Origin of the sequence: Chitinophaga sp. OAE865 (assembly GCF_040546735.1) — a bacterium.
Classification (GTDB): domain Bacteria; phylum Bacteroidota; class Bacteroidia; order Chitinophagales; family Chitinophagaceae; genus Chitinophaga; species Chitinophaga polysaccharea_A.
On the sequence record NZ_JBEPOF010000001.1, the window covers coordinates 7,058,783 to 7,085,544 of the forward strand.

General features: G+C 48.8%; 16 protein-coding genes. 4 read left to right on the top strand and 12 right to left on the bottom strand.

Annotated features, from left to right (window positions below; genetic code table 11):
• Positions 1-6 precede the first annotated feature (6 nt).
• The 4 genes from ABIE50_RS28140 to ABIE50_RS28155 form a co-directional block, all read right to left on the bottom strand.
• Positions 7-1,671 (bottom strand): hypothetical protein, encoded by a 1,665-nt coding sequence (locus tag ABIE50_RS28140; protein WP_209861711.1) that lies wholly within the window; start codon positions 1,669-1,671, stop codon positions 7-9.
• Positions 1,672-1,707: 36 nt separating this feature from the next.
• Complete coding sequence (locus ABIE50_RS28145) at positions 1,708-2,961, bottom strand: YeiH family protein (protein ID WP_209861713.1); 1,254 nt, start codon at positions 2,959-2,961, stop codon at positions 1,708-1,710.
• Between the two features lie 25 nt (positions 2,962-2,986).
• A complete protein-coding gene (locus ABIE50_RS28150; protein ID WP_354028207.1) occupies positions 2,987-4,432 on the bottom strand; it encodes a phytoene desaturase family protein in 1,446 nt (481 codons plus the stop codon).
• Positions 4,433-4,512: 80 nt separating this feature from the next.
• Complete coding sequence (locus ABIE50_RS28155; RefSeq protein ID WP_209861715.1) at positions 4,513-6,849, bottom strand: GAF domain-containing protein; 2,337 nt, start codon at positions 6,847-6,849, stop codon at positions 4,513-4,515.
• Positions 6,850-7,002: 153 nt separating this feature from the next.
• Here ABIE50_RS28155 and ABIE50_RS28160 point away from each other — a divergent pair, with 153 nt between their 5' ends.
• Entirely contained in the window at positions 7,003-7,575 is a 573-nt protein-coding gene (locus tag ABIE50_RS28160; RefSeq protein WP_142686511.1) for a DUF1579 domain-containing protein, read from the top strand.
• A gap of 27 nt (positions 7,576-7,602) precedes the next feature.
• On the opposite strand, the gene ABIE50_RS28165 is transcribed toward ABIE50_RS28160, so the two are convergent.
• On the bottom strand, positions 7,603-8,487 hold the full coding sequence (locus tag ABIE50_RS28165; RefSeq protein WP_209861717.1) for a carbohydrate kinase family protein: 885 nt from the start codon (positions 8,485-8,487) through the stop codon (positions 7,603-7,605).
• Positions 8,488-9,209: 722 nt separating this feature from the next.
• On the opposite strand from ABIE50_RS28165, the gene ABIE50_RS28170 reads away from it, so the two are divergent.
• Positions 9,210-12,302, top strand: coding sequence for a hypothetical protein (locus ABIE50_RS28170; protein WP_354028208.1), 3,093 nt, complete (start codon positions 9,210-9,212; stop codon positions 12,300-12,302).
• A 1-nt stretch (position 12,303) separates the two neighbouring features.
• Here the strand turns inward: ABIE50_RS28170 and ABIE50_RS28175 are convergent, their stop codons facing one another.
• Entirely contained in the window at positions 12,304-14,496 is a 2,193-nt protein-coding gene (locus ABIE50_RS28175) for a S41 family peptidase (protein WP_209861721.1), read from the bottom strand.
• Between the two features lie 415 nt (positions 14,497-14,911).
• On the opposite strand from ABIE50_RS28175, the gene ABIE50_RS28180 reads away from it, so the two are divergent.
• Positions 14,912-17,029 (top strand): type IA DNA topoisomerase, encoded by a 2,118-nt coding sequence (locus tag ABIE50_RS28180; RefSeq protein ID WP_209861724.1) that lies wholly within the window; start codon positions 14,912-14,914, stop codon positions 17,027-17,029.
• A gap of 234 nt (positions 17,030-17,263) precedes the next feature.
• Here ABIE50_RS28180 and ABIE50_RS28185 read toward each other — a convergent pair whose 3' ends face one another.
• From ABIE50_RS28185 to ABIE50_RS28200, 4 genes are all read right to left on the bottom strand, one after another.
• Positions 17,264-18,100 carry an oxidoreductase gene (locus tag ABIE50_RS28185; RefSeq protein WP_209861727.1) on the bottom strand — a complete coding sequence of 279 codons (837 nt, stop codon included), beginning with the start codon at positions 18,098-18,100 and terminating at the stop codon, positions 17,264-17,266.
• Positions 18,101-18,182: 82 nt separating this feature from the next.
• Entirely contained in the window at positions 18,183-19,085 is a 903-nt protein-coding gene (locus tag ABIE50_RS28190; RefSeq protein ID WP_209861730.1) for a helix-turn-helix domain-containing protein, read from the bottom strand.
• Positions 19,086-19,163: 78 nt separating this feature from the next.
• Positions 19,164-19,604, bottom strand: coding sequence for a nuclear transport factor 2 family protein (locus tag ABIE50_RS28195; RefSeq protein WP_209861733.1), 441 nt, complete (start codon positions 19,602-19,604; stop codon positions 19,164-19,166).
• A 517-nt stretch (positions 19,605-20,121) separates the two neighbouring features.
• Positions 20,122-20,664, bottom strand: coding sequence for a TetR/AcrR family transcriptional regulator (locus ABIE50_RS28200; RefSeq protein ID WP_142686503.1), 543 nt, complete (start codon positions 20,662-20,664; stop codon positions 20,122-20,124).
• A gap of 116 nt (positions 20,665-20,780) precedes the next feature.
• Here ABIE50_RS28200 and ABIE50_RS28205 point away from each other — a divergent pair, with 116 nt between their 5' ends.
• Positions 20,781-23,531: an alpha-L-rhamnosidase gene (locus ABIE50_RS28205; RefSeq protein ID WP_354028209.1), complete on the top strand. Its 2,751-nt coding sequence runs from the start codon at positions 20,781-20,783 to the stop codon at positions 23,529-23,531.
• Here the strand turns inward: ABIE50_RS28205 and rpiA are convergent.
• Both rpiA and ABIE50_RS28215 read right to left on the bottom strand, forming a co-directional pair.
• Positions 23,519-24,220, bottom strand: coding sequence for a ribose 5-phosphate isomerase A (gene rpiA, locus ABIE50_RS28210; RefSeq protein WP_209861736.1), 702 nt, complete (start codon positions 24,218-24,220; stop codon positions 23,519-23,521). The two genes, ABIE50_RS28205 and rpiA, sit on opposite strands and share 13 nt — an antisense overlap.
• 78 nt (positions 24,221-24,298) lie before the next feature.
• A complete protein-coding gene (locus ABIE50_RS28215) occupies positions 24,299-26,743 on the bottom strand; it encodes a glycoside hydrolase family 95 protein (RefSeq protein WP_209861740.1) in 2,445 nt (814 codons plus the stop codon).
• Between the last annotated feature and the right edge of the window lie 19 nt (positions 26,744-26,762).

Sequence of the window (26,762 nt, forward strand, 5' to 3'; positions counted from 1 at the left end):
CGGTGGCTACTCCATGGGAATCAGGTCTACCCCGTTGAAGTTATTTGTGAGTTGCCGGAGCTGCAGTTGTTGTTGCAGCATATCTTTTTGCGACAGGAACACTTCCACAGGGATATAGCGGTTGGAGCGCTGCCAGTAGCTGCTGTCGAGGTTCAGTTGCAGGCAGGATGTTTTCAGGAATTGGAGGGCATCATAAAGCGGCATCAGGAAAAATCCTTTAGCACGATAAGATGGTACATAATCCATGGCATATTCGGCTTTCCATTCAGGGTCCCATCCTGTACCGGCGTAAAAATACACCCGGCTGATGGACAAAGGGAGGGGCATAAAGGCGCTGTCGAACGGAGCAATGTAACAGGAGTAAAATGAATCAGGTGTTTGCACCATAGTGATCAGTGCGCCGTCCTGCCGGTTAAAAACACGTAGGCTTTGCCGGTGCGCGGGATCGGTCCAGGAGCTGTCTTCCGGCGTCCAGTTCCTTGCCCTGCCGAAAGGCGGGCGTACAAAGCCGGCGCCATAATCGCCCTGCATGCGTACCGCCTTCATAAAATCGGCGCCGTAAGGGTCTGTGCCCGTAGCTGGCGCCGGCAGCTTAGGGCCGTTTAACAGCTTCTCCGCGCGTTTCTCTGTATCCATCAGTAACTGCGACAACAGGTACTGCATGGCAAGTGAGGTACGGGCTCCCATAAAGATGCTGTTCTCACTTTCCCTCACGTTAATACGGGGCGTATAGGCCTGTTCAAAATGAGCGCCGATAATGATAGCCGCAATAATGGCGATGGCAATTCCTCCTTTGAGAAGCGCATCCCTGACCAGTTTCCTGCGATCTTTCTTTTGCCGGTACCCGGCGCCAAAAAACCTGGCCAGCAGGGATTTACGGCTGATGGCTTTTTCTTCCAGGCGCTGAAAATATCTTTCTGTTTGTTCCCGTACATAAGCCCCGCATTTCAATACTTTTACTGCGCGCAGTATTTCCAGTGCTTTTTTATTTTCACGGGTACCATCCAGCGCCAGTGCAAAGTTGATCATCAGGATGCCGTAATCGTTCCTGAATTCCTGGAAAATATCCGGCAGGGCGTTCAATACCCGTACCTGCTGCAAACCTGCATAGGGCAAGGCTTCCCGCCATCGGGAGTTTGGATTGGCCCTCCTGCGGGCTTCCGCATCTTCCAGTATTTTATAGGATTGCTGCAGGGTGCGGAATATTTTATCATAGCTCCGGTTTTGATGTTCGCCATCCATCAGCAGCGGGTTGGCATACAACTGCTGTAACAGCGGCGCCTGTTGCTGTTTAAGGCTGTTCACTACTGCAGCGGTAAATAACGGTTCATAAAACGGCGCTATAAAAGCGAGGAATGCCGGGGTGTTGTAAAGAGGGTTATCATTAAAAAGTCCTGACAGTTTACCCGTTTCCAGGAAACCTGACAGGACCGTATCGTTATTGATCTGTTGATAAAAATGTAACCTGGCGGGCGCCTGCAGTTCATCAAAGAAATGCAGCAGATCGTTTTTACTGAGCCATTGTGTTCCTGCACGTAATACCTTTTCTTCTGATAATTCCAGCTCTGCCATTATTTTTTTCCGGAGAAGGGATACTGCAGCGGCATCCTCCGCTGCTACGGGCCCGCCATTCATCTTCTCCAGGAAAGCAAAGGGATTCAGGTATTTCATATACCGGCAAAATACTAAAAAAAGTAATCAGCCGGGTCAGGAAAACAGCAGGTACGCCAGTATCAGCGTAACAATTACATTGAATGTTTGTGCTATCAGGAACGCATATACGGGCTTCCTGCTTTCAGTGCCTACCAGGTCTTTAAAGTTCGTTTCCAATCCTATGCTGGTGAATGCCAGCGCAAACCACACTCCCTGCAAACTTTTCAGCGATCCTTTTACCGGTGCAATGGCCGCTGGCGACAACAAAAAGGAAAATACCAGCGACGCGATAATAAAGCCGATCACGAACTTGGGGAATCTTTCCCAGATCACTTTCAGTGTAGGTTTCTGCTCTTTATCCGTTGCATTCGGATGTTTGGTATAAGTCCAGTATACAGAAATGGCAAAAGCGGCAATACCCAATAACACGTTCTGTGAAAATTTCACGATAGTACTGATCTTCAGCGCGGTTTCACCTACCAGCGATCCCGATGCCACTACTGCACCGGTAGTGTCTATACTACCACCCAGCCAGGCGCCGGTTACAGCTTCGGGGAACTGGAAATGATGTGCGATCATCGGCATAAAGATCATCATGGGGATAGCGGTGATCAGTACCAGTGAAATTACCAGCGACAATTTCTTTGAATCTCCCTTGATAGCGCCGGAGGTAGCAATAGCTGCCGACACCCCGCAGATAGATACAGCGCTGGATAACATCATGGTCAGTTCGTTATCTATCTTCAGCCGTTTACATACCCAATACGAAAAATACCACACGGAAAGCACTACTACCAATGCCTGTATCAGCCCCAGGGAACCGGCTTTCAGCACATCCGAAAAAATAACGGTAGTGCCCAGCAATACCAGGCCTATCTTCACAAAAAATTCCGAGGTAAGTGATTCCCGGAACCAGGTAGGCAGTTTAAAAAGGTTACCGATCAGCAAACCAATGATGAGACTGAAAATAACGGCTTCCAACCCCAGTTCATTCATAGCGGCATTTCCTGCCACGATGAGCGCCAGCGTGGTTAATACAAACACCGCGGGAAATACCACGAGGGTATTTTTCAGCGGCCTGCCGGTGAGAAAGGATCCCAGCAGGGCTACCAGCAACACGTAAATGAACTGTGCGCCGATCTTCAAGAAGTTGGCGCCGGTGAGTACTTTCGTGGTAAGGTCGGTGGCACTGCTCCATTTGTAGTCAGGTAAAGCGACGTGTACTCCTGCCAGTGAAAGCAGGATGATCAGGAAACCCAGCACAACTATGGCCCAATCTTCCTGTAAATAAGACTTAACTCCAGGCATATTTATTCATTAAGATAGTGACGGTTTAAAAAATATCTTTCAGTACTGCATTGGCGGCGTGGTAACCGCACATGCCATGAACCCCGCCTCCCGGCGGTGTGGCGGAGGAACAGATATAGATCCCTTTGGCTGATGTACGGTAAGGCGATATACGACAGGCTGGCCGTGTATACAATTGCCGGATGTCGATGATACCGCCATTGATATCGCCGCCTACATAGTTCGGATTGTACAGTTCCATTTGCTGCGCATTCATGGTATGCTTTGCCAGTATAAGATCGCGGAAGCCGGGCGCAAAACGTTCTATCTGCCGCTCAATGATGGCTGTCATATCTGCATCGGTGCCATTGGGTACGTGGCAATAGGCCCACGCCGTATGCTTTCCGGCGGGAGCTCTTTCATCGAACAGGCTTTGTTGTGATAACAATACGTAAGGCGCCTGTGAAATAGCGCCACTGTATGCCTGTTGCTCCGACAAGGCAATTTCTCCGAAAGTACCGCCCAGGTGGACCGTAGCGGCCTGCCTGCATTCCGGCGCTGTGAAAGGGATAGGGCCGCTCAGCGCCCAATCCATTTTAAATACGCCGGGGCCATAACGGTAACGGGCCAACTGTTTCCGGTATCCGGGTGAAAACCGGTCGCCTGCAATAGTAAGCAGCTGCTTTGGTGTAAGGTCAAATACTACCGCCCGGTGTGAAGGCAATTGCGACAACGAACTAACGTGAACGCCTGTCTGAATTTCCCCGCCCAGCGATACAAAATACCCGGCCAGTGCCCGGCCGATAGCCTGGGAGCCTCCTTTGGGCACCGGCCATCCATGCCGGTGGCCTACAGCCGACAGTACAATGCCGATGGCCGCAGAAGCCACGTTGGTTAAGGGTTGTATGGAATGGGCCGTCATGCCCGCCCATAATCCCCTGGCTTTTTGTGTAGAGAACCTGTTGGCAATAGTGGCTGCGGAACGTAGCGCATTCAGGCCAAAGCGGGCCATGAGAAGCGGGTGCCGCGGAAATGAAAAAGGCCCGAGGCTATCTTCCGCGATGGCTTCCCAGTTGTCTGCCACTGGTTTTACCAGGTTGCGGTAAGCTTTTCCGTCTGCTCCCAATGCATCTGCTGTTTCATCCAGGGAGCGGGCCAGGAAGGCGGCAGTGCCATCGTCGAACGGGTGGGCTGCCTCCAGTGGCGAATAAACGAATTCCAGCCCGAAATCAGCCAGCGGGAGCCTGGAAAAGAAAGGGGAGCCTATGGCCATGGGATGTACTGCAGAGCATACGTCGTGGTAAAACCCCGGCAACGTTAATTCTGCTGTGCGCATACCACCGCCGATAGTGTCTTTCGCTTCCAGCAACAGTACAGATAAGCCCTCCTGCTGCAGCCTGATGGCGGCCGACAAGCCATTGGGTCCGGATCCTACCACTATTACATCGTAATCTTTTTTCTCCATGGGCTGCTTTCTGCGGTGGAGAGACATCTCCCCGCGCTGATTTATTAGTCTACAAACTTAGTATACTATTAACGGGAATGCAAATTATTTTTGAGAAAGATAATATTTTATTCTGCCTCTTCCACTACTACGCCCAGGCGCAGCGCTTTCAGCCCGCTGAGCCCCTGCAGGTCTTCCAGTTCCAGTTCTTCCAGCTCCGGCAGCAGCACGCCGGTTTCCTGTAAATAGCGGATAAAAGGCAGGTAGTCCTCGATATCAGCCCGGTCGGAATAGATCAGGGCAATTTTATCGGGCTGGGTTAACCGTTCTTCTGTATTGCGGATATGTACTTTATCGATCCGTTTCTTGATCATCTGGTAGCGGATATTATAAGCCCCTTCCACATCAAATTTCCGTTCATCTGCCCGGAAGCTGATATCAATAGGATGGTTATGCACAAAGATGAGCTGCGTGGTGAACAGTTCCTTTTCCATCCTCGCTATCAGCGAATGGGTGAGCTTTGTAATAGCCACCATTGACGACAGCTGCCATAGCCGGAGATTTTTCAGGTGGAAATGATTAAAGGGGCGGTCCGGTGCAATTGACTGACCTATGTAAATATCGTATTCCACTCCATCTGTCCTGAACTTTTCAAAATAGCAGGGATAGGATTCCTGTAATTTATTTTTCTCGGATTCCAGGTATTCGTTGGCCGTTTGTGTGATGAGCTGCATGGATACTTCCAGCGAGTCCTTATTCACATTACCGGCCATGCTTTGCAGGCAGGTTTCAATAGTTTCCCCGGTAGCGGGGTACTGTGCGGCAATATGCTGCAGGTAATTTACCGCTTCTTCTTCCAGGAACCTGTTCAGCGCATTTTCATCCGAAGGGCTCAGCTGCTGCTGCACCAGGGCCTGCTGCCAGCGCTGGCAGTGATAGATCATTTCCCGTAGCAGGTCGTTCTGCTGGTACTTACGGAGCATGTCCAGCGTATTGGCAAGGATGCTCAGATGGCTGTCCAGGTCGGCAATAATCGCCTTGTTTCTTTCCAAAGTAGAGTTCCGGATATCAATAGCCCCATACAACGGGTATACTTCTTTAAACAGGATATTGCTGATAGTGGCCGGCTGGTTCTTTTTCAGCCTGTACAGGTAATGCCAGGCCGCTTCGTTGAATTTCCATTGCACTGCAGGTTGTATGGAAGTGAATTTCTCCTTGATCACTTTTTCTATCTCCCCGTTAAATTCATCTATATAGATCTGCAATAGCTGGGCCACAGCGTCTAAGGCGGGTTCCAGGAGCGACAATGTTTTCTCGTCGAATGTGTGATCCTTCCAGGTATGCACCGCGAAGGCGCCTACCGGTTCTCCCATGTAAAAAAGAGGCATGATGGCCAGCGACTTTACTCCCTGCTGCCGGAAATATTCCAGGAATGCATATTCCTTACGGGTTTCTTTCCAGATATCTTCAGAAAAAAAGAACAGCGGTTTAGACATAAATGCTTTCGCATTCCGGCTGAAATCTTCCGGCGACAAGCGGCTTTCTCCCCAAACTTCAAACAAAATGCCGGTGCCTCCTTTTTCGAAACTATATACCGGGTTATTGTTCACCCGGAGAAAAGGGAACAGGTCGAACTCAATCCGGCTGTCGCGCACCAGCGATTTAAGCGACAGGATCACCTGTTTATAATTCTCTTCAGTGATCAGCGAGGTACGTGATAACCGCATACCTGTAATATTCTCCACTGCTTTTTGCGCTGTTACCTCCATTACGTTGATCACGCAAAAACCGCGGAAACAGAACAGGTCCAGCGGGAGCATATCCGCCAGTATTTCCTCACCACCGCCTTCGCTGAAGTGTGTGTATAACTGTACAAAGTCGATTTCCGGCAATTCCCCTTTTGCCGTTACCTTAATAAAGTCGGTATTGATGCTCACCTCGTAATACTGCAACAAACCGGTGGCAGTATTCACCCCTTCATGATATTGTTCCGTTTTTACCGGCGCCTTGAAATTATAGAGCCGTTGCAGGATGAGCGAATAGATCAGCGCTAATCTTTCCCGGTGATAATCTGCCGGTGTATGGGTTATCTCATACGTATGCGAGGCCGATTTATTTCCCAGCAATTCATAGATCAGGTCTGTACCATAAAAAGTAACCGGCAGGAAGGGGTAGCTGAGCCCCCATACCAGCTGCTGCTCCGGGCGCGTAGCCGGGGAAAGGCAGGCATATACGTACTCCAGCAGGGAGGTATATTGCGTAATTTCTTCCAGCGGAATATCCCTGCGGCCAACATCCGACGCTTCAAATTCTGCCAGCGCTTCTTTGTATAAACGGGCCTTCACTGTCGGCTCTTCACTGATCCGCTGTTTAAGGTAGGAGATAAACGTTTCAAAGGAAATGGCTGCATCTATAGCCAGTGGCTGCGCCTTATGTCCTGACACATCCAATATGGTTGCTTGCATAAAGGGGAATATTCTTTTCTGTATCAAAGGTAGGGAAAACTGCGGCTATTTAAACGGGGCAACACGCATGCGATGGCGGAAAGCAATAAATGACTTAACTTGTTATCCTGTAATTTCACCCCGATACAAACACTTCTTAAACAGCTGCAAATCATGAAAACAATCTACCTGTTAACAGCTGCGTTATGCCTGTTAATTAACTCCGCTACCTTTGCCCAGCAAGACTCCGCCGCTATGATGAAAGCATGGGCTGAATACATGACGCCGGGCCCTGCACACCAGAAAATGGCCGAAGCCGATGGAGAATGGACAGCCGATATGACCATGTGGGAAAGGCCGGATGCCCCTCCCTCCAAATCAACCGGCGCCGCCACCTACAAAATGATCCTGGGCGGCCGCTATTGTGAAGGCCGTTATACCGCCAACATGATGGGGATGGACTTTGAAGGTATCAGCACCATGGCCTACGATAATGCCAAGAAAAAATACATCTCCACCTGGGTGGACAATATGGGCACCGGTATCATGGTAATGGAAGGTAAGCCCACTTCATCCGGCGAAGGACTGGAATTTACGGGTAAAGGACTGGACCCGACCACCGGGAAAGACTACGATATGCGCCAGGTGCTCACCTGGCAGGATAAAGATCATCACACCATGGAAATGTATAGAAAAGTAAATGGAAAAGAATTCAAAGAAATGGAAATCAAATACACCCGCAAATAATATCCAGGGATTAGCTTCCACCCGGAGCTAATCCCCCTTTTTTAAAATATCAGTTACCTTATAATCCGGCGCACCACCCGCGTAAGACGCTACCAGCGCTCCCAGCGCATTGGCAAATACCAGGCACTCCCTCGCTGCCTTCCCCCGGATAATGCTATGCAGGAACCCCGCCAGGAAAGCATCCCCGCTGCCTATGGTATCTGCCACCTTCACCGTAATACCCGGTTCCACATAAAAAACATCCTCCATAAACAACATAGCGCCATCGCCCCCCATTGTTACCACAATGGTGTTAATCCCAAAACGATCCGACAGTAAACGTACCGCCTGCTCTTTATCCACATAAGGATGATACCACCTGCTGATCAGCTCCAGTTCATTATTATTCAATTTAAGGATATCGCATTCCTCCAGCAGCCATTCCACATGTGCACGGGTATAATGCGGCTCCCTTAAATTAATATCCAGCACCTTGATAACGTTTTCTTTCAACGCCTGCTGCAGCGTGTGCAGCGACACCTTATCACGGGAACAAAGACTGCCAAATACAAAATAACGTGTAGCCTTATCCTTTAGCCTCTCAGCCAGCAACGGCTCCCATTCAATAAAATCCCACGCCGCCGGGTATACGATATCATAATGCACCTCATGCGGGTTAGTCATATCGGCATATACCTTTCCCGTTTCATGCTCTTTATCTGTTTGCACCAGGCTGGTATCCAGCCCGAACCGGTGCAGCATGTCCATTAATCCCTGCCCACGCGCATCACGCCCCACGCGCGATACCAGCGATACCTGTTCACCCAGCTTTTGCAGGTGATAGGCCACATTCATCACCGCCCCACCGGGCAATTCCTTCTCCGGTAAAATATCCCAGAGCATCTCCCCAAAACAAATGATCCCGTCTGACATAAGTCTTTTTGCTTTAATTAAAAATAACTCCCCTTACAAAGTACGATAAAGCCCTTATATTTATAACAGGAAACCCTCCACCCGCGGAAAGCTGTTTTCAATTACAGAAATATGAAGGTATCGCCCAAGGCAAAAATATGGCTGAAAGTACTGGCTGTTCTTATCATCCTCAGGATAATAACAGGCGTGGCGTTGTATTACCTGGTGGAGCATAAGTTTGTAAACATCGTTCAATATATTGTTAACAAAGAATCCGGTAACGGTTATACGTTCAATGCAGATGATATCGACTTTTCCCTGTTTAAAAGAAACATCGTGATCAGCGGCGCCCGGCTCACCGGGAAAGATACTGTGAATGTGGCCTCCCATTTCGATGTATCTATTCCAAAGGTGTATCTTTCTATCCAGTCGTGGCGCGCACTGATACTGCATAAGAAGCTGCTGGTCGACAGTCTTTCCATTACCAGTCCCTCGCTTACAATACACGAGCATATAGCCCGGGGCCCGCGCCAGGAAGGGTTCCAGCTTTCCTCTATAGTGCAGCACCTTGAACAAACGCTTCAGTATGTGAACGCACGCATTGTGCACCTTCAAAACGGTGCGCTTGTATACAGTAAGGTAAAAACGGCCCTCCGCCGCTGCGTGTTGATCACTTCAATTTTTCTATCGTTAATTTTACCAAGGTTACCAATGCAGATAATCATATACTCGGGTCCGACGATGTGGATTTCTCATTCGGCCGGCAGCACTGGATCCTGCCCGATGGCAGGAATACCATTAGCTTCAGGCGCCTGCACTTCTCCGGTAAAAAACAGGTGTTTGAGCTTGATTCCGTCACCATTTACAGTGCACCCACACCTACGAAAGGAGAAATGCAACTGCAGGCAGATAAGTTCTATTTCAACGCACGGCACCTCCCCGCTATTTACATGCGGGAAGAACTCCTGATAGATACCCTTATATGTATACGGCCGGTGCTCAGGCTCCCTGGCAGGAAAGTAAGCGCCAAAGATAAAAAGATAGTGCTGGACAGTTTACCCAATACCCTGTTCAGGAAAATGAACTTCCGTTATATCGAAGTAAAAGAAGGTGAACTGCTGCTGCGCGGCAATGTATCTACCGGCGCTACCAAACGCAGCAACCTGAATATCTATAACCTCACCATTGCACATGATACCACGCCCGGTATCACCACCGACAGTATTGCACTTAATCTCAATAAAATAAAATTCTATTCGCTCGACAGCCTCTTCCAGCTAAGCGTAGATGAATTTGTACTACAGCAGAATGATGTGATCTTTAATAACGTAGAATACGGTCCTACCCCGCTCAACCACTCCGGCAAAGGCTTAACCTTCCGTGCGCCTTCACTGCGGCTGAACAACGTAAGCCTGGAAGACTTGCTGAGAAAGCGCTTGAAAGCCTCCGGCGCCGTGCTGTACCAGCCCGGCATTACCTTTCTTACCAAAGCAAAACAACCGGTAAAAGGTAAAAAACCGGCAGACAGTACCGCTATTAAAATGCCCGCGTTCTATCAAACGCTGCACGGCCTCAGTGAACTGATCCAGGTGAATACCTTCCGGATCGTTGATGGCAATATCAACTTCACCGCCAACGGCAGATCGAAGGTGATACTGCAGGTGAAAGATATTAACACCGATATCCTGCTGCACAATTTCCTGCTCAGCGATTCACTGGTAGATATCAAGCACGCTATGCCCAACCTGCATGTCAGGCAGATAAGTGTAGCATTACCCAAAGCTGAAATCACCATGGACAACTATACCTTCGACGGCACCCACCGGCACAATAAAGCCGCCAAAGCTACCGTATCGTTGTTGAACGGCACGCTTATCACCGCAAAGGACCTTTACTGGGAAGTGTTCGACTGGGACGTTTACCAGCAAACAAAAGATATACAGGTAGATGTATTAAGAATAGGCGCCGTGAATATACAGGCGCATCGCGATGGCGCTAAAAAAGAAGTGCCTGCAAAAGACCTCCCGGTAATCCGTATTGCCCGACTGAACATCGGCAAGGTGCAGTTCAGCAGTGAAGGGCCGGGTGAGCAGAGCAGTTTCCAGGCAGATAAAATAGCTTTGAAAGATATACGCACGCGACAGCGCTTCTTTACCTGGGCATCGGCCACAGGGCTGCTTCACCACATCAGCCATCACAGCAAAGCAATGGATATAGCCGCAGTCCAGGTGCAGTTTAACGGCAACGGGCATACGTATATTACAGCTGCCGGTGCAACACTATATAACAATAACGGGCATACCAAAATAAATTTCCCTTCTGCCGATATTCAAACCAATATTCACAGCACGGATTTCAGCAAAACCGTTATTCCACAGCTGTCCATAGCTGCTGCTACCATTTCACATACCAGCATCAAAGGGAAAGACAGCAGCAGCCTGGAAACACAAGCGATACTAAGCGGCAACGGGATTGTACTGCATACCGGTAAGCAGCCCCATTTAAAGTATGATGGTATGAACCTTGAGTTATCGTCGCTGGCTTTTAACCATACCACTACACAGTTTACAATGCCGCAGCTACAGCTGCAACTACACAAGGGTACATTGCATAAGGATAAGTCCGGCCACCTTACGGTACGCTCCGGCGTAGCCCTGCAATGGCAGGATGCGCGGTTATCCATGCACCGCGCGGATACGATGGAACTAACGCTGCAGCGGCTATCCGGTATGTTTAACGATGCCGCCTTCTCCTGGAGCCAGGGGCATCAACCGGAATGGGCATCGTTTATCAGCAATATCACCATCAGCCAGGGCGGCATACAATACCGCAACAAACAGCTTCATGCCCATGCAGAGAACTTTACGCTGGACCCCGCCACCCAAACATTCCATCTGACTAATTTTGAAGCAGCGCCCAATCTTACAGCAGAAGAAACCTTCCGCACTGCCCGCTGGCAGCGCGATTACATCACCGTAAAAGGGCAATCCCTTCAGATCAGCGGCATCAATATGCACCACCAGGATGGCGACACCACTATTGCCATCAGGAAGATTACGGTAGATAATACGCTGCTTACTACGGCCAGGGATAAACGAATTCCGTTTGAGCACGGCATAGAAAAAAGGATGCCTACAAAATTGACCCGTACCATTCCATTTGCCCTGCAGGTAGATTCCATCGTGATGCGGCAATCGGCGGTAACGGTGAATGAATCGTCCAGGTCTACCAACAAATGGTCGGCTGTACCTATTACTGATATTAACGCACTGATCACACATTTCGGTAACACCTACGGCAACAGCGACAGCCTGCTGGTGCAGGCCAGTGGTAAGCTCCTGGGAAATCCTATCCGGTACTTTTCCTATCATGAATCCTATGGTGATTCTCTTTCCGGGTTTACTGCGGAAAGCCGCCTGGCGCCGATGAACCTGCAGGATTTTAATGCGGTAGCCATCCCCATGGCTGCCGTAAAAGTAAGACGCGGCTATGCAGATACCATCTTTTCACAATGGTCGGGGAATAAATATGCCACACTGGGCGTTATGAACTTTTATTATCGTCAGTTGAATGTGCAGGTACTGAATAAGAAAGATTCCACGCGCCAGGGCTTTAAAGCCCGTGTATTTACCTCGCTGGCGAACCTTTTACTGAGGAACAGTCATCAGCGGCCCACGCGGATGTTCTTTGAACGGGACCGGGAAAAATTCATTTTCAACTATTGGGTAAAAGCAGAAACTTCCGGTATTCTAACAGCTGTGGGTGTTAAAAAAGACCGGAAGTACCTGAAGAAATATAACAAAATGGCAAAGAAATATTCCCTGCCCCAAAAATAGCTTATTCCCTGATAATAGCCAGGGCTTTATCCAGCAGCTCGTCCCTGTTTTCACGTATACCCTTTACCGTTGGTTCCATAACAATGTCGGGGCCAATGCCGGTGCGTTGTGTTTCCCTCCCATCGGGGTAGTACACGCCAATGCCGGTGATCAGTGTTTGTATGCCACCAGGCAGTGAAAAGAAGGATATATTCCCATCGGCACCGGCGGTAGTGCTGCCAAGTACTACCGCACGTGGCGCCAGCCGCAGCGCCATTGTTACAAATTCTGCATTGCTTTGGGTAGTGGCGTCTACAAGGATCACTACCTTGCCTTTGTAATAATCTTTATTCTTTGAGCCTGCCTCCATTTCACCTGTCATTGCAAACTGGCCTGGCTGTCTTATACTTCCTACTGTAAATTTCGCAAAGGGTGCAGGTGATGGCAGTACATATTTTATGAGCGATTGCAGCAGGTTATCCGCCGGGTAGGAACGCAGGTCTATCACCATTCCTTTAGTATTTTTAAACGCCTCTCTTACTGTATCCATTTGTGTATTCTTGAAAGTGCCGGGGTATACATAGCCTACGTCTTCGCCGATCATTTTCCAGGAAGCTACCGGCGGATCATATATCACCATGGCCTCATTATAGGTTACTGCGGGCACTGTTACGCTGCCGGTGGCGCCATCCCTTTCATAGTCGAGCAGCAGGGAGCTGTCGCGGGTTTGAAACAGCGTGCGTTCAATCCTGTTCAGCTGCGTGGCGTAGTTGGAGGCAGAGGTAAGCGGCAACAGTCTTTTAACTATGGCAGTCACCGGTTCTTTATTGATGGCGGTAATCACATCTCCTTTGCGTAAGCCGTATTTTTCATTGGCTACTTTCATCACTACCGCCTTTTCTTCTACGAACCGGATACGTACCGGCAATGTTTTAAATCTATCTGCTCCACGGATCACCAGGTTAGGGCCTGATATACCGGCATGGGAATCATGAATGCCTGCAATCAGCCGCAGCAGCGCAGTTTGATAGGCAGCGGTATCTGCGGCATTTACCATGGCAGGAATAAACTCCGCTAACTTATTGTTCCAGCCTTCGGTGATGAGGTGTTTGTAGGGGAAGCAGTATTGTATGATATTCCAGTAGCGGTACAGTGCCAGCAGCCGGAAACCGGCATCAGGGTATGGCATAGTGTTGTATGCCTGCTCATTTGTAAAAGCAGGGTTGCCGGCGGGCTCCATTCCCAGGTAGTAATTAAAGTCGGCCCGGTTCAGGGCTTCCACTTTTTTCAGTGATGCGGACAATGCCGGGCCTAATGTTTTTTCATCTGAGAGCCAGTCGAGGTCGGCTTTAAATTTGATCGTTTGCCTGCTGTTATGCGCACGCGGGACTTCTCCCGGGGAGACAAGCCGGTTCAACCAGCGAAGCAGCACTTCATTCCTGGCTGTTTCGCTGTTGCTGTTCAGTACTTCCGGCAAGATGCGAAACAGTTCATAATCCCAGTTATATTCTCCGGCCATTACGGCAGGGTGATAATATTTCAGGAAGCCCCACACTTTCCCCAGTACTTCCAGGTGTTTTTCCTGCAGGGCGGTAAGAGAGGGAATATTTATCCCTGATCCGGCGTCGAAGGCATGATCACTGTCTGCCTTAAACACACGCAGCGGCAGCGCATCTTTCAACGGCTTTCCATCTACCAGCACTTCCAGGTTATCTGCCCATACCCTGCCACTGCTGCTGTTAATAGCGCCAACGTATACTGTGCCACCTCCATCAGGCAGGGAAAGGGTAATACTGTATTTTTGCCAGCCGGTGGTTCCCTGCAACCGCTGTTTTTGCATATTATCCATTTTGTACACCGCGCCTGACCGGTTATCCACACGCATGAACAGTCCGCCGTAACCACCGGCTACCGAATCCAGCTTCAGGTAGCCATTGAGGGTAACCGTTTTCCCCGCGAACGTAACCGGGATACGTTTAATGGCACAACCAAAATCACGGTTGCCTGTTTTTCCTGCGGGGACAATACGTAGCGCACTATGTCCTTCATAACTGGTGCTGGTATCCACATCAAGTTGGTAATTGCCGCCCCAGTTGATCCAACCGGAAGGCAAACCGGGGCCTTTACTTTCAAAACTTCCATCAAAGGCAGCAGGGGATTGGGCTGCAGCGGGAAGAGATAAGGAGAACAATAGTAGAAGGGCAGGAAAGCGCATAAGGAAAAAGGATTTTCTGTTTCAAATCTCCCATAAATTAACAGGTATTTTTGCACCCAAAAAGTTAAAATATGTGCTTGATTATTTTACGGTTTGCAGTTACTTCCCGTATAGGTCTCCGATACTTACCGCATACTTAGGACTGGTATAGGTGTAGTACTCACTATATAGTCATCATACTATCTCTATACTCTCATCATACGTTCATCACGCATTAATAATGCACTCCCAATGCTTAGTGCATGCACTTAGCCGATTTTTCTCTGCAAAAAGCGGCAAAAACGGCGGGATTATTTTCCCGGTATTCCTGCGGTTTGTAATTTTACATTGGATATGGAAAGGAGAAGATTAAATACTTTACCCTTCCCTGTTTACAACTTTTTATCCGACCTTTGTTACCCAATTTTAAGCGATTATGAAAGTTTGCATTGCTGAAAAACCAAGTGTGGCAAGGGATATTGCAGAAGTGATCGGTGCGAACCAACGCAAAGAGGGCTACTATGAGGGCAATGGCTACCAGGTTACCTGGACTTTCGGACATTTCTGTACCCTTAAAGAGCCGCACGATTACTATGAGCAATGGAAGTTCTGGCGACTGGAAGATCTGCCGATGATCCCTCCCAGCTTTGGTATCAAACTGATTGAAAATTCCGGCGTACAGAAACAGTTTAAAATTATAGAAACCCTGGTACAGGCCTGTGAAGAGGTGATCAACTGCGGGGATGCCGGCCAGGAAGGGGAACTGATACAGCGTTGGGTACTGTTGAAAGCAAAATGCACCGCGCCTGTTAAAAGATTGTGGATATCGTCACTAACGGTAGAGGCTATCCGCGATGGGTTTCAGCACCTGAAAGCGGCAGAGCAATATAATAACCTGTATGCAGCAGGCAGCGCACGCGCTATAGGCGACTGGCTCCTGGGGATGAACGCTACCCGCCTGTTCACCAAAAAATTTGCACAGGGTAAGGTAGTGTTATCGATCGGCAGGGTACAAACACCTACCCTGGCTATGATTGTGCAGCGGCAGAAAGAAATCAATGCCTTCGTATCGGAAGACTACTGGGAGCTGAAAACTATTTACCGGGAAACGGAATTCACTGCGGCCATCGACCGGCTTAAAACGCCTGATAAAGCCGCCAAAGGACTTGCCTATCTCAAGGAGCACCCGTTTGAAGTGACCTCCTTCGAAAAGAAAGACGGGAAAGAAGGGAACCCACGCCTGTTCGACCTCACCGCCCTGCAGGTGGAAGCCAATAAAAAATTCGGGTTCTCCGCGGATGATACGTTGAAATATATACAGAATCTTTACGAGAAAAAACTGACCACCTACCCCAGGGTAGATACCACTTACCTCTCGGAAGACCTGCATCCGAAAATTGCCGGCATACTCCAGGATATGACGCCCTATAGCGCGCTTACCGCCCCGCTGCTGGCGAATCCTATCCCAAAGCTGAAAACCGTTTTCGATGACAAGAAGGTAACAGATCACCACGCTATTATCCCTACCGGTCAGCATCCCGGCGGACTTCCCCTGGAAGAAAAACGGATCTACGACCTGGTAGCCCGTCGCTTTATCGCGGCCTTTTACCCGGAATGTAAGATCTCCAATACTACCGTACTCGGTAAGGTAGGGCAGGTACCTTTTAAAGTGACCGGTAAACAGATCATAGAGCCTGGCTGGAAGGAGGTATATGCCAACGATGTAAAAGAAAAAAAAGAAGGGGAAGAAGAAGAGAAAATACTGCCTCATTTTGAAGTGGGTGAAAGCGGTCCGCATACCCCACGCATCCACCAGGGCAAAACCTCTCCGCCCAAAGCCTTTACAGAAGCTACTTTGCTGAGAGCAATGGAAACCGCAGGTAAACAGGTGGATGATGAAGAAATGAGGGAACTGCTGAAAGACAATGGCATAGGCCGTCCATCTACCCGCGCCAATATCATTGAAACACTGTTCCGCAGAAAATATATCGAGAAGAAAAAGAAAAATATCTATGCCACCCAAACCGGCATTGACCTGATAGATACCATACAAACGGAGCTGCTTAAAAGCGCCGAATTAACCGGCCAGTGGGAACGGAAGCTACGCCTTATAGAAAAAGGCGAGTACGCCATGGATACTTTTAAAGATGAGCTGATACAGATGGTGGTAGATCTTACCAAAGAAGTGAAAACCGCCAGCTATAAATTCATTACCATTGCGCCTGATCCGCCACCAGTGCCGGAAGAAAAAGAGAAACCCAAAAAAGAGCCGAAGCCTAAAAAGGCAATTGTAATAGAAGAGCTGCAATGTCCTAAGTGCAAAACGCACCCGCTTAAAAAAGGCAATACCGCTTATGGCTGTGCAAATTTCACGGTATGCGGCTTCAAGCTGCCTTTTGAAATACTTGGCAAAAAGCTTACTGATAAACATATTACCGACCTGCTCACCAAAGGTAAAACCGGCAAGATCAAAGGTCTTAAAATTCCGGGCAGCAATGAAGAGCGGGAGGGCAAGCTGGAGCTGGGGGCGGATTTTAATGTAACGCTTTCGTAGTGCGAGGATCGCCTTCGGCGATTTAAATTGTCTTGGAGCAGGATTACGCTGATTATACTGATTAGCCTGATTTGATTATGTTGGATTTTTTTGATTCGGGGAGATGTAAGCGAATGCGCTTATATCTCCCCGAATCTTTTATTAATCAAAAAAATAAAACCCAGCTAATCAGTATAATCAGCGTAATCCTGCTCCAAGACAATTTAAATCGCCGAAGGCGATGCGGAAGTTCCCCTACACTATGGCGGTGCCCACTGTTACTTCTTTCCACTGCTCCAGGTCAGCTTCTATGGCTGCTATTTTCTGGTAGGCGAGGTTGTACGCATCTTCTCCGAGGAAGAGGTGAAGCGGCGCGTTTTCCACAGCTGCAATATCAATGATGGCGGCTACCGCTTTTTCGGGATCCCCTGGTTGATTACCGTTGATCTCCTCCTGGTGCACCTGTTGCGTAGCGCGAACAGACTGGTAGGCATCCAGCTGGTTGGCTGGCACACCGAGAGAGCCTGAAGTAAGGAAATCGGTTCTGAAATAACCGGGAGATACAATGGTCACTGAAATGCCAAATGGTTTTACTTCGGCAGCCAATGATTCTGATAAACCGTCTACAGCAAATTTGGTAGCGCAATAGATGCCGAAACCGGGGAAGCTACCGGTAAAGCCGGCAATAGAGGAAATGTTTAAAATATGCCCCGCCTGTTGTGCCCTCATATATGGCAGTATACTGCGGGTTACATTAAGCAGGCCAAATACGTTCACATCAAAGTTACTACGTGATTCAGCATCCGATAACTCTTCGATACTACCTACCTGTCCGTAGCCGGCGTTGTTTACCAGTACATCTATACGTCCGAAACGGCTGATAGTTTCTTTTACCGCCGCCTCTACGCTGCTTTCTGTTTTCAGGTCTACGGCAAGCGGCAGGAAATCATCGCCTGTTGCTACTTTACGGAGATCCTCAATATTGCGGGAAGTGGCGGCTACTTTATATCCTTTGCTTAATAACTGTTTTACGAGGGAGCGGCCTAATCCTTTAGAGGCGCCGGTTACAAACCATACTTTTTTGTTGTCCATGATCTTTGTGTTTTTGTTCTCACAAAAGTAGACCAGGGATTGCTGCCGATTATTACATCAATCAAACCAATAATTGCAAAAATCAAACATCGCGGAAAGCACCGGGAGTGATGCTGGTTTGTTTTTTAAAAAAGTTACTGAAATGGGCAGGTTCTTCAAACCCGAGGGCATAGCTGATCTCTGCCACGTTCCAGCTGGTATGCTTTAGTAAAGCCATTGCCTCGGCGGTAATGCGCTCCGCAATGTGAGTGGTGGTGGTTTTACCTGTGGTATCGCGGATTGCACGGTTCAGGTGGTTCACATGAACGGAAAGCTGTTTGGCAAAGTCGTTGGCAGAGCGCATTACAAAACGCTGCGACGGCGATTCAATGGGGAATTGGCGCTCCAGCAGGTCGGTAAATACCGCTGTGATGCGCGACTTCGCATCTGCATGCTGGTACAGGGTTTCGGAGGGCTGCATCTTTAACGCGTAGTGAATGATCTCTGTAAGATAGCTGCGCAACAGGTCGTATTTATACACATAGTCGGAATTGATTTCCGTCAGCATCTTTTTAAAGAGTTGTGATACTTCTCTGTCCTGGGCTTTCGTTAGCTGGTAAGAAGGAATACCGCCCGGCATCATCATGGGCAGATCGTGCAGGTTGCCGCGGGTGGCTCCTGTAAAAAAGGATTCCCTGAAGATGCAGAAATAACCGCTATTGTCGGCCGACAGTGGCTCCCAGCCATAAGGCACCTGGGGGTTAAAAAAAACGAGCGTACTGCCTTTTACTTCCGTGGTTTTATCAGCATAATGGAAGATATTGCCTCCCCTCAGCAGGCTTACCTTGTAAAAGTCGCGGCGACTGTAACTAACCGTAGAGCGGCCATCCACTACACAATCTTCCAGCCGGAATACGTTAAAATGCCCGATATCCTGTTGCAATTTATCTGGTACGGCCTGGAACTTAAGTTCGTAAAATTCCCGGAGTGATTCTGTTTTATTCATCCCGCAAAGTTACAAAATTCACACCATGAACAAATTATTGTGATTACCGGGGTAACCACAATAATCTGTTATTATGTTTTAACAGGCTAATACCAAATCTTCCGGTTCCCGGAATTTCCTTTCGCAGCTTTTAATGGGCACATCGTTAATGGCGGCCAGTCTGCGTTGCATCAGGCCATCGGCGTTAAACTCCCACAGCTCATTACCGTAAGAGCGGAACCAGTTACCGGCATGATCATGCCATTCATATTCAAAACATACGGCAATATGGTTGTCTGTAAAGCTCCAGAGCTCTTTTTTGAGGCGATAGTCCAGCTCTTTCTGCCATTTCTTTGTAAGAAATGCCACTACTTCTTCCCGGCCATTGATAAACTGGTCGCGGTTGCGCCATACCGTGTCAGGTGTATACACCATTGAAACCTTTTGCGGATCGCGCCTATTCCAGGCATCTTCAGCCATTTGTACTTTCTGGAGGGCGGTTTCCTTTGTAAACGGAGGAAGGGGGAATTTTTTTTCCATGATAAAGATGTTTGAATGTGATAGATATAATTAGATAGATCGATCTGTCTGTTATTAGAGTAAATAAAAATCGCCTGCGGCGATGCGTATTTTGTCTGACTCAGGATTATGATGATTATAATGATTTGCCTGAATTTTTTGATGTTGTTTTATAAGTGTGAACGTATTTTGTCTGACTCAGGATTATGATGATTATAATGATTTGCCTGAATTTTTTTGATGTTGCTTTATAAGTGTGAGCGTATTTTGTCTGACTCAGGATTATGATGATTATAATGATTTGCCTGAATTTTTTTGATGTTGTTTTATAAGTGTGAGCGTATTTTGTCTGACTCAGGATTACGCTGATTGGCTTGATTTCATTTTGACGTTGTTTTTATAAATAACTAGAGGAGAAAAACGAAAAATCCATTTCTACCATTCTGTAAAATCCAAAAAACTCAGGCTAATCATTATAATCATCATAATCCTGAGTCAGACAACTTTCGCGCCGAAGGCGACGCAAGCCCTGCCCGTATCACAGCAACCCCAGCGCCATTTTCTTCGCTTCCTGTACCGGCCACTGGTTCCGGTAAAGCTGGCTTTCCACGATGGCCGATTCAAACAGTAAGTATACATGGTCCTTTACAGCCTGCTTCTCATGAGTGAGGATTTCTGCCAGGAAGGCACGCAGATCTTTTTTGTGATCCTGTATTACACTCAATACAGCAGTATCCTTATCCGTTGTTTCCGACAGGATATTCAAAAAAGCACAACCCCTGAAATGCTCCTTCTCATTATTATCAAACAGGAAATCAAACGCCGCCCCAATTTTCTCCTTCGTTTTACTTACCTCACCGGTATAGCTTTTCAATCCATTCATCCAGTCGATATGCCGCTGGTGCAGGAACGCCAGCAATAAAGATTCCTTTGATTCATAATGCAGGTATAAACTGGCCCTCGCCACGCCGGCCTCCTCAATCACCTGGTTAATGCCCGTAGCATGATAGCCCTGGTTATAAAAAAGCGTTGTAGCCGTTTCAAGTAAACGCTGTTTCGGATCACCTGTTTTCTTCTTCATGGAACAAAGATAAGGATAAATAGACAGATCGATCTATCTTTTTCTGATTTTTTTATAAAACTGGAAAAAAAAGTGAAGCATATTCTATCTTGTTGATAAATAATCAAGCGCTTAGCATGTATTTAATATTCCGGAAACTGTTTATTTACCTGTTCCTTTTATGGCCTGTCGTGTTGGTGGGCAAACCTGTATTTGTAAAAACCGCTCCTATGCCTGCCGGTTATCGCCAAACGGGAGTAACTGTAAATGCCGCTTCGCCCGCTACAGTCACCGGCCTGAAATGTGAGCACCTGGTAACACCAATTGGTGTCGATGCCGCTCATCCGCGACTGTCGTGGCAACTGGGCGATAACCGCAACGGCGCGCGACAAACGGCCTATCAAATCCGGGTATCCACAGATTCTATGACCCTGGATACCCACCCGCTATGGACCTCCGGTAAAATCAACAGTGCAGACATCATGACCAGCTTCCCCGGGAAAGCGCTGCAACCATTTACCCGTTACTACTGGAGCGTGGAAGTATGGGATAAAGACGGCGTGAAAACCACTCCCGGCCGTTCCTGGTTTGAAACGGGCATGTTGCAGCAAAGCAACTGGAAAGGCGCCTGGATCAGCGATGGCGACGATATCCGGCTGAAGCCCGCCGCCAATTTCAGAAAAGTTTTTACCGCTACTAAACAGGTGAAATCGGCACGCGCCTATATTGCGGTGGCCGGCCTGTACGAACTGTATATCAACGGAACCAAAGCAGGCAATCACCGCCTCGATCCTATGTACACCCGTTTCGACCGCCGTACCCTGTATGTTACCTATGATGTTACCTCCCTCCTGCAATCAGGCAGGAACGCCATTGGTGTAATGCTGGGCAATGGCTGGTACAATCACCAGTCTACCGCCGTATGGAACTTCCACGAAGCACCCTGGCGCGGCAGACCCGCTTTTTGCCTCGATCTGCGGGTTACCTATACCGATGGCAGCGTGGAAACCATCAGCTCGGGGAAAGACTGGAAAACAGCACTGGGGCCTGTTGTATTCAACAGTATCTATACTGCCGAACATTACGACGCCCGCAAAGAACAACCGGGATGGAATACGGTTAATTTCGATGACAGCAAATGGAAAGATGTTATTTATCGCGCAGCGCCTTCACAGCACATTGTTTCACAACAGCTGTATCCTATCGAGAACGTAGAGGAAATTCCTGCCGCCAGTGTTGCCCATCCCAACGACAGCACCTGGATATACGACCTGGGCAGAAATATTGCCGGTGTAAGCAGGATCCGCGTAAGCGGCCCGGCAGGCACGGTGCTTAAACTGAAACACGGGGAACAACTGGATAAAAAAGGCTTTGTGGATCTCTCCAATATTATAGTGCATTACCGCCCTACAGATGATACCGATCCCTTCCAGACAGATATTTTTATTCTCAGCGGGAAAGGAGAGGAAACCTTTATGCCCCGCTTTAACTATAAAGGATTCCAATATGTGGAAGTGACGAGCAGCCAACCGGTACAACTTTATAAGGAAAGTCTCACCGGCTACTTCATGCACAGTAATGTACCGCCGGCAGGGCACATCCATGGCTCGGATACCATGATCAATAAACTGTTCGCCGCCACCAATAACGCCTACCTCTCCAACCTATTCGGCTATCCTACAGATTGCCCCCAACGTGAAAAGAACGGCTGGACCGGTGACGCGCAAATTGCTATTGAAACAGGACTGTACAGCTACGATGGTATCACCATCTACGAAAAATGGCTGGCAGACCATCGCGATGAACAACAACCCAACGGTGTGCTGCCTTCCATTATCCCAACCGGCGGCTGGGGATATGAATGGGGTAACGGGCCGGACTGGACCAGCACTATTGCCATCATTCCATGGAACATCTATCTTTTTTACGGGGATACCACGCTCCTCTCCGCCTCCTATGACAATATGCGCAGGTATGTAGACAGGATCACCGCTATCAGTCCTTCAGGGTTAACTACCTGGGGCCTGGGCGATTGGGTGCCGGTTAAATCAAAATCGCCGGTGGAGTTCACCTCGTCTGCCTACTACTACGCCGATGCAATGATACTTGCCAAAGCAGCCAAACTGTTTGGCAAAACCGCCGACTATACGAAATACAGTACACTGGCAGCAAAGATCAAAACTGCCTTTAATGCGAAGTATCTCAATAAAGAAACAGGCATTTATGGAGAAGGCGTACAAACAGAGCTAAGTGTGGCGCTGTATTGGGGCCTGGTACCAGATTCCATGAAAAGCAAGGTAGCCGCCAATCTTGCAAAGAGAGTGGCGGCAGATAACTTCCACCTGGATGTGGGCCTGCTTGGCACCAAAAGCATCCTGAATGCGCTTAGTGAAAACGGGTATGCAGATGTGGCGTGGAAGCTGGCCGCCCAACGCACTTTTCCATCCTGGGGCTGGTGGATCATGAACGGCGCCACTACCCTTTTTGAAAACTGGGATATCAATGCCTCCTCGGATCTTTCCCGCAACCACATTATGTTCGGTGAAATAGGCGCGTGGATGTATAAAGGCGTGGCCGGTATCAGGCCTGATGAAAATGCGCCAGGGTTTAAAAACATTTTACTCACGCCCAACTTCGTGGAAGGACTGGATCATTTTGAAGGAAGTCACGACAGCCCGTACGGTACCATCGTTTCTTCCTGGAAAAGAAACGGCGCTGCCATCACCTACCGTGTAACAGTGCCTGCAAATGCCGGGGCAGATATCTTCTTTCATATCTCCCCCACACAAAAAATATATGAAAACGGTAAACCTGTGATAACACAAAACACCGGGAAGGGATTACAATATCATGTAACCGCTGGTACAAGAGAGTTTCAGATCAGGTAAGCCGGGTCTTTAAGAATAAATTCCACTCCCTTCTTTCCCGCTATGATGGCAGCATGCGCCATATTATAAAAAAGCGAGGTTTCGAGTACGCCCGGGATCTCCTTTAAACGATGATTGAGGCTGTCTAATGGCGGGAAGGAACGGAACCAGATATCAATGAGCAGATTGCCATGCTCAGTAATTACCGCCCCGTCTTTTTTATTACTAAGCCGCAGCTCGGGATTTGCGAGCGAAAATATTTTCTTCAGCTGTTTCATTACAAAGGGAACCGCTTCCGGTATCACTTCTATCACCACGGGAAAAGTAGTATACAACTGCGCTACATATTTGGCTCCGTCGCCAATCAAAATAAATTTATCGGCCATTGCCGCCAGCAGTTTCTCCTGTGTATGAATACCGCCGCCGCTTTTCAATGCGTTCAGCTGGTAATCAAACTGATCACATCCATCAAAATAAATATCCAGCCGGGATACATCTCCGGGTTGTTTTATATTGAATCCGTGTTCCCGCAGTTGTTGTAAGGTATTATAGGAAGATGTGACGGTAGTAATGCTTTTAAATAAAGCCTCTTCGCCTTTCAGGTAGTTCACCAGGTGCGCAATGGTGCTGCCGGCGCCCAGTCCTATGGTTTGACCGGGTTGTATATAATCTAATGCTGCTTTTGCAGCCACTTGTTTCAGATCTTCCATATGAGTTGTTATGAAAGATAAAGATGCGATTTTTTTGTCTTACCCGGTATACACCGGGCAAGACAAAATTCCGCCACCTTATACTGTAATGCGATACTTCATTCCTTTCTTTGTAGCGAAGCGCAGCACGCCATCTTTATACTGATGCGGCACTACCGTTCCGCTACGGTCCTTTACCACAGCACTTTCCGGCAGCAACAGGCGGCATTCCGCACCTGTGTTGGAAAGCAGGCTGAGCTCGTGCACAGTTTTATTTTTCCAGCTGAAATCCACTACAAAACCATTGATAGCGCAGAGGCCCTGTACCTGTCCGGCTGCAAATTCAGGATTATCCGGGAGTGCAGGCAGCAGGCGGATCACGTTATCGCCGCCATGACTTTGCAACAGCATTTCTGCGATACCGGCTACAGCGCCCAAGTTACCGTCTATCTGGAAAGGCGGGTGTGCGCAGAACAGGTTGGCATAAGTGCCTGCGCCGGAGCGCATACTGATTTCGCTGGTGGCTGCGGCAGGCGCCAGCAGTTCCTGCAGCATTTTATAGGCATGGTTACCGTTGCCTAAACGGGCCCAGAAAGCGATTTTCCAGGCACGTGACCAACCGGTACCTCCATCGCCTCTCCTGAGCAGTGTTTTCTCTGCTGCAGCCGCCAGTTCCGGTGTATCCCAGGGAGTAATTTCATCGTAAGGATATAAGCCATATAAAGGCGATACGTGGCGGTGATGCGGGTCTGCCTCCTTGTAATCTTCCAGCCATTCCTGGATACCACCGGTAGACGGGCTTACCTGGTTAGGCGCCAGTTTACCGAGCACTATCTGCAGGCTGTCCGCCCAGGCCTTATCTGTTTGCAGGATACGGGCGGCTTCCTGGTTAGCTTTGAGGAGGTCTCTGCCTATCTGCATATCCATGGTAGGTCCCATACAGGTTTGCCCCTGCTGCCCGTTGGGCAGGATATATGCGTTTTCCGGGGAGTTGGAAGGTGCTGTAACCAGCCACTGATGCGATGGTTCCGTGATCAGGATATCTTTATAAAAAACAGCCGCGCCTTTGAGCACAGGGTATATTTCTTTCAGGAATTTTTTATCGTTGGTATACTGGTAATGTTTCCAGAGATGGGTGGCCACCCATGCGCCGCCCGTCAGCGTAGAGCCCCAGTCGGCCCCTTCACCGGGAGAGGTAAAGCCCCAGGGGTTATTGATCACATGCGCTACCCAGCCATCGGCTTTATAGTAGGTGCGTGCAGTGCGCTGTCCGTATCTGGCCATTTGTTTTGCCAATGTAAATAAAGGCTGATGGCAATCAGACAGGTTGGTAACTTCAGCCGGCCAGTAGTTCATCTGTACATTGATGTTCAGGTGGTAGTCTGCATTCCATGGCGTTTGGTATTCTTCCGCCCATAAGCCCTGCAGGTTGGCCGGCATGCCGCCATTGCGGGAAGAGCTGATGAGCAGGTAACGGCCAAAGTTAAAATACAGTGAAGCCAGGGAGGCATCTCTATTGCCATCGTGCAGGCGTTGCAGCCGGTCGATGGTAGAAAGGGACCTTACCTCATCATTACTGTTATCTGCAAACGAAAGGCGGCAACGGTTAAAGAACGACGTATAATCTTTCACGTGGGCCCGCAGTAATCCCTGCCAGGGAACCGCCGCTGCTTTACTGACATCAGCCACCGTTTTGGGCATAGGCGCCGGGCCAGGCGTTTCCACTGCCGGCCAGTTCATATTGGTGCGGGCTGCCACCAGTAACAGGCATTCATTGGCATTGCTAATAGTGATCTGATCATTACTTTCTGAGCGGGTACCGCCTTTGGAGATAACTTTCAGTATGGCCGCATACTGCACGCCGGGATCGTTGTTACCGCCATTCAGTGTACCGCTCATTTCCAGGTTACCGTTTACCACTTTCAGTGCGGCGCGTTCCTTACGATACAATCCTGTAGTGAAAGAAAGGCTGCCGGGTTTGCTGGCAGTGAGGCGTACCACCGCTACCTGCCCCGGGGCAGACACCAGTACTTCTTCCTTAAAACCGGTTCCGTTCCTTTCCCAGCTTACAGTGCTCAGGGCACTGTCCAGCCGCAGCCACCGCTGGTAGTTGCTTATAGCCGATGTAGTATCTTTCCACTGGATAAAAAGATCGCCCAATGTCTGGTAGCAGCCAAACTTCACGTTAGCGCCGCCACTGCTTCCGGGACCTTTGCAAACAAAATACTGTTGCAGCATTTTCTGCGCTTCAATATTCTTTCCTTCCAGCAACAACGTTCTGATCTGTGGCAGGTAGTTGCCGGCCTCTTTACTGTCGGCATCCTGTACACCGCCGGCCCACATGGATATTTCATTCAGTACAATCCGTTCCCTGTTGGTGTTCCCAAACACCATAGCGCCCATGCGACCATTACCCAGCGGGGCGGAAGCAGTAAAATGCCGGGCCGGTTCACTGAACCGTACGGTTACATCAGATTGCGCCGATAAAGTAAGGGCGCCCAATAAAAATGCGGCTTGCAGCGTGGAATATATCTTGCAGTTCATGTGCATCAAGATATATAAA

What these genes read in the sequence shown, in the direction of transcription:
- ABIE50_RS28155 (WP_209861715.1), bottom strand. Translation starts at nt 6,849, where the DNA reads ATGCAAGCAACCATATTGGATGTGTCAGGACATAAGGCGCAGCCACTG.
- ABIE50_RS28185 (WP_209861727.1), bottom strand. Translation starts at nt 18,100, where the DNA reads ATGGACAACAAAAAAGTATGGTTTGTAACCGGCGCCTCTAAAGGATTA.
- rpiA (WP_209861736.1), bottom strand. Translation starts at nt 24,220, where the DNA reads ATGGAAGATCTGAAACAAGTGGCTGCAAAAGCAGCATTAGATTATATA.
- ABIE50_RS28175 (WP_209861721.1), bottom strand. Translation starts at nt 14,496, where the DNA reads ATGCGCTTTCCTGCCCTTCTACTATTGTTCTCCTTATCTCTTCCCGCT.
- ABIE50_RS28140 (WP_209861711.1), bottom strand. Translation starts at nt 1,671, where the DNA reads ATGAAATACCTGAATCCCTTTGCTTTCCTGGAGAAGATGAATGGCGGG.
- ABIE50_RS28165 (WP_209861717.1), bottom strand. Translation starts at nt 8,487, where the DNA reads ATGTCAGACGGGATCATTTGTTTTGGGGAGATGCTCTGGGATATTTTA.
- ABIE50_RS28150 (WP_354028207.1), bottom strand. Translation starts at nt 4,432, where the DNA reads ATGTCTCTCCACCGCAGAAAGCAGCCCATGGAGAAAAAAGATTACGAT.
- ABIE50_RS28180 (WP_209861724.1), top strand. Translation starts at nt 14,912, where the DNA reads ATGAAAGTTTGCATTGCTGAAAAACCAAGTGTGGCAAGGGATATTGCA.
- ABIE50_RS28215 (WP_209861740.1), bottom strand. Translation starts at nt 26,743, where the DNA reads ATGAACTGCAAGATATATTCCACGCTGCAAGCCGCATTTTTATTGGGC.
- ABIE50_RS28190 (WP_209861730.1), bottom strand. Translation starts at nt 19,085, where the DNA reads ATGAATAAAACAGAATCACTCCGGGAATTTTACGAACTTAAGTTCCAG.
- ABIE50_RS28195 (WP_209861733.1), bottom strand. Translation starts at nt 19,604, where the DNA reads ATGGAAAAAAAATTCCCCCTTCCTCCGTTTACAAAGGAAACCGCCCTC.
- ABIE50_RS28145 (WP_209861713.1), bottom strand. Translation starts at nt 2,961, where the DNA reads ATGCCTGGAGTTAAGTCTTATTTACAGGAAGATTGGGCCATAGTTGTG.
- ABIE50_RS28205 (WP_354028209.1), top strand. Translation starts at nt 20,781, where the DNA reads ATGTATTTAATATTCCGGAAACTGTTTATTTACCTGTTCCTTTTATGG.
- ABIE50_RS28160 (WP_142686511.1), top strand. Translation starts at nt 7,003, where the DNA reads ATGAAAACAATCTACCTGTTAACAGCTGCGTTATGCCTGTTAATTAAC.
- ABIE50_RS28200 (WP_142686503.1), bottom strand. Translation starts at nt 20,664, where the DNA reads ATGAAGAAGAAAACAGGTGATCCGAAACAGCGTTTACTTGAAACGGCT.